3 protein-coding genes are annotated in these 3868 nt (G+C 48.3%); 2 read left to right on the top strand and 1 reads right to left on the bottom strand.

What is annotated here, in order from left to right:
- Both Q0095_RS00855 and Q0095_RS00850 read left to right on the top strand, forming a co-directional pair.
- Positions 1 to 880, top strand: an 880-nt coding sequence (locus Q0095_RS00855; protein WP_297880479.1) for a hypothetical protein, incomplete at its 5' end; no start/stop codon positions are given.
- 184 nt (positions 881 to 1064) lie between these two features.
- Positions 1065 to 2390: an aminotransferase class V-fold PLP-dependent enzyme gene (locus Q0095_RS00850; protein ID WP_297880477.1), complete on the top strand. Its 1326-nt coding sequence runs from the start codon at positions 1065 to 1067 to the stop codon at positions 2388 to 2390.
- 459 nt (positions 2391 to 2849) lie between these two features.
- Here the strand turns inward: Q0095_RS00850 and tupC are convergent.
- On the bottom strand, positions 2850 to 3868 hold a 1019-nt coding region (gene tupC / locus Q0095_RS00845), incomplete at its 5' end, for a tungstate ABC transporter ATP-binding protein TupC (protein ID WP_297880475.1).

Here is a 3868-nt window from a genome sequence, read left to right as displayed (position 1 = left end):
ATCCGCTATGGCTTATGCTATAGAAAATAATGCTACCAAAGCGGTAAGACTGCTTTTAGACAACGGGGTTAAATTTGAAGAAGTCAAGGTGGTGCAGATGTACCTATATCCGCCAAATATAAAAAAGATCTATATTAAAAATAACAAAGTAGATCATATCGATTATACCAAACACAATAGGGGCCCGGGTTCAAGTGATGCAAGCCTGCTTCTTGAGTACGTTATTCGTAATAATTTTGTAGAGCTAGCGGAAATGATATTGAAAAATGGGTATGTGACAAAATATTATTACGGCTATGATAATAATGAGAATGTAATAACAAGCGATGAGTTTACGGATATAGTCCCTGAGGAAAGCATATTAGCAACAAAGAAGAATACGGAAGAGGAACGCTATCAAAAATTTTATATAGAGGAGTTTAGATACTATTATACATATTATAGATTATTTGATTATGTGCCGCATTATGAAAAAATGCTAGATTTACTTTTAAAGTATAATGTCAAAGGGCAGCCTCCCAGGGAACTGCTTAAAATAGAATATGATAAATGCTATAGTGATAGAGAATTTTTTCTGCGTAATACATATGAATCATATTGCAGAGGAGTAGAAAGAATCAATCAGATATCTGAACGATATACCGTCCCTATTTCGAAAGAGAGATTTGAAAGACTAAGGCCTATGAAAAAAGAATTTTATGATAAGCATTGCCCTGATGCAAATTCTACATTTAAAGATACCAAAAAATTTATAGCTTGGCGAAGCGGTGAAAAAGAATTCGAGATGGTATTGGCATATTTGAAGAGTTACTTTGAAAATGGCGATACCGAAACGGTAGTAAACTTAGATAAAAATACGCAGCTTGATACAAACAAATAGCAATAATAATTCCAAATAAGGAGAGGCGCAATGGCGAAGTTCGATAGAGAAAAGTATAAAAACCCGAACATTGTAGGCGAGGTCATTTTAAAATTCTCGTTAAAATTTCTCCCAGCTAGGACGTAAAGCCTTAAATTAATCCAAATTTCACTATAATTAACCACTTAAATTTTAAAGGCCGCAAATGCTAAGCTTAGACGAAATTCGAAAAAATATCATCCTAAAACCGGGCGTGCACTATTTTGATTTCGCGGCTTCGGGGCTTGCTTATGAGCTCGTAGAGCGCGAGATAGCGGACGTTTTAAAAACCTACGCCAACACACACTCCGATAGTAGCTCGAGCGCCATCATCACGCAGCGTCGCTACGAGGGCGCGCGCGAGAGCCTAAAAAAGCTGCTGGGGCTTGACGAGCGGTTTTATCTCATCGCCTGCGGGCAGGGCGCGACGGCCGCGATCAAGAAATTTCAGGAGTTGCTCGGCATCTACCTGCCGCCTGCAACCAGAGGCGCGATCGGCGAGGCAAATTTACGCGCTGCGCAGCTTCCGCTCGTGCTCGTTTCGCCCTACGAGCACCACTCAAACGAACTTAGCTTTCGCGAGGGGCTTTGCGACTACTTGCGCGTGCCGCTTAGTGAGGGCGGCGAGATCGATCTACTCGCACTCGAGCGCATCCTAAAGCTAAACGCAACACGCCGCATCATCGGCTCGTTTAGCGCCGCCTCAAACGTCACGGGCGTCGTTAGCGACTATAAAAAGATCAGCGAGCTAATCAGAGCCGCGGGCGGCATCGTGGCCTTTGACTGCGCGGCGCTGAGCTCTCACGCAAATTTAGACTGCGACTATTTCGACGCGATTTTCCTCTCGCCGCATAAGCTACTTGGCGGACCTGCTAGCTGCGGGCTTTTGGCGATCAAAAAAGAGCTGCTCAGTAGCGACGTGCCGACATTTGCCGCGGGCGGGACGGTCGCCTACGCTAGCCGCGAAGGACACGTGTTTTTGAAAAATCCCGAGCAGCTAGAGGAGGGCGGTACGCCGCCTATCATCGGGCTTATGCGGGCAAATTTGGCTTATGCGCTGCGAAACGAGGTGGGCTTCGAGCAAATAAAAAGCGCCGAGGACGAGCTCGCGCGGCTTTTTGAGAGCGAGCTAGCAGGCATTGACGAGATCATAAACTACGCTCCAAAGGACGCGCCGCGGCTGCCGATATTTTCATTTAACGTGCGCGGCGTCTCGGCGTATGATTTCGCCGCGAGCCTTAGCAACGACTTTGATATCCAGACGCGCGCGGGTGTGATGTGCGCGGGCCCGTACGCTCACGATCTGCTGGGTATCAAGGAGGGGCGCATGCCTGAGAGCAAGCCCGGCTTCGTGCGCGTGAGCCTGCACTACACGCACACTGAGCGCGACGTGCTCTATCTCGCGGGCGCGATAAAATCCTGTATCAAAAAGCACCGCGAGCTTTGGGGCGAGGAAAAGGCGATGTACGAGATGTTCGGCGGGAAGATTTAAGCGGCGTGAGGTTGGAGCTTTTCCGTTTTGTTTTAGCGCTCGTGAAATTTTGTAAAATCCCGCACAGTTCTTAAAATTTATCGGAATTCCGCGCCAATTTTACGCGAGTTTTACGCCATAGAATTCTTACTATCGTTCCGCCTTTGCACTGCAGGCAGACGGCACGCTTTGCAAGGTAACATATAATTTCGTTCGTAAATTTGCGGGCAAATTCCGCGGAGTTAAAATTTAGAATTTGAAATTCCGCGCCTAGAATTTTAAAATTTCACGCCGCGCCGCTAGGTAAAGCCCTGCCTGTAAATTTCAAAATTTCAAGACGCAAATTTTCGCGCTCTGTTTCGCCGGGCACGCCGCGCTAGATGGTTCGCAGTGAAAATTTGAGGCAGAAATGAAATTTATTGGTGCCGCGCGAATAAAATTCTAAAAACAAAATTAAGCTTATCCGCACTTCGCGCAGAATTACTCCAGTCCCAAAAACGCGCCGCTTTCAAATCCGAAATAGACCCTCTCGCCCGCGCTCCAGCGCCGCTCATCCTGCGCCGTGACGCATTTTAGCAACACGTCGCCCGCCTTGATCTTGATGAGCAGCGAGGAGCCGTACTGAAGCGAAACCGAGTGCAAAATCCCCGCAAAGCAGCGTTCAAATGGGCTTTGGGATAATAAAATTTTACTCGGATTTATCGCGATTTTGCGGGCGCGTGCGAGCCCCTCTTCAAGGCGCAGCGAAATTTCATCCGAAAATTTTAAAGCTCCGTTTTGCACGTCAAAGATATTTTTGTATTCAAACTCGCATATCTTGCCGCGATGCAGAAATACGCTTCTTTGCGCGATCGCGCTGAGCCATTTCTCATCGTGGCTGGCGATGATAAAACCGCAGCCGTAGCGGCTTCGCATAAATAAAATCGCGCGCGCAAAGAGCTTGGAAGCGGCAAGATCGAGGCTGTTGGTCGGCTCGTCGAGCAGATAGAGCTTTGCGCGCTGCGCCAGAGCGAGCGCAAACGCGATGCGCTGCGTCTGCCCCGAGCTAAGCTCGAAATGCTTCTTTGATAAAAAACTTCTATCAAGCCCCGTTAGGCCGAGCGCTTCATCCACCCGCTCGTCAAATTCCGCAAGCGCGCCGCGACTTTTGAGCGCAAATTTAAAATTTTGCTCCACGCTGCGTTTTAAAAGCACGGGCTCGGGCAGCAGCAAGCAGGTCTGCCGCAGCGTCTGCAAAGAGGGCGCCCGCTGCCCCCAAAGCTCCACGCTACCGCTGCTTGGACGCTGCAAAAAGGACAAAATCCGCAGTAGCGTGGATTTGCCGCTGCCGTTGGAGCCCAAAAGCGCCGTGATACCGCTCGTATTTAGATCGAGGCTAGGGATATTTAAAATTTCGCTCCGTCCGTAGCGCAGCACTAGATCCCGCACCGAGATCAGATCGCTATCGGGTACAGATCGCGCGGCGGCAGAATTCTCATTTGTAAAATTCTTTCTCGCAG

Source organism: uncultured Campylobacter sp., assembly GCF_938045535.1.
GTDB lineage: Bacteria > Campylobacterota > Campylobacteria > Campylobacterales > Campylobacteraceae > Campylobacter_B.
Note: the sequence above shows the minus strand (reverse complement) of the source record. Positions and strands in the feature narration are given on the sequence as shown.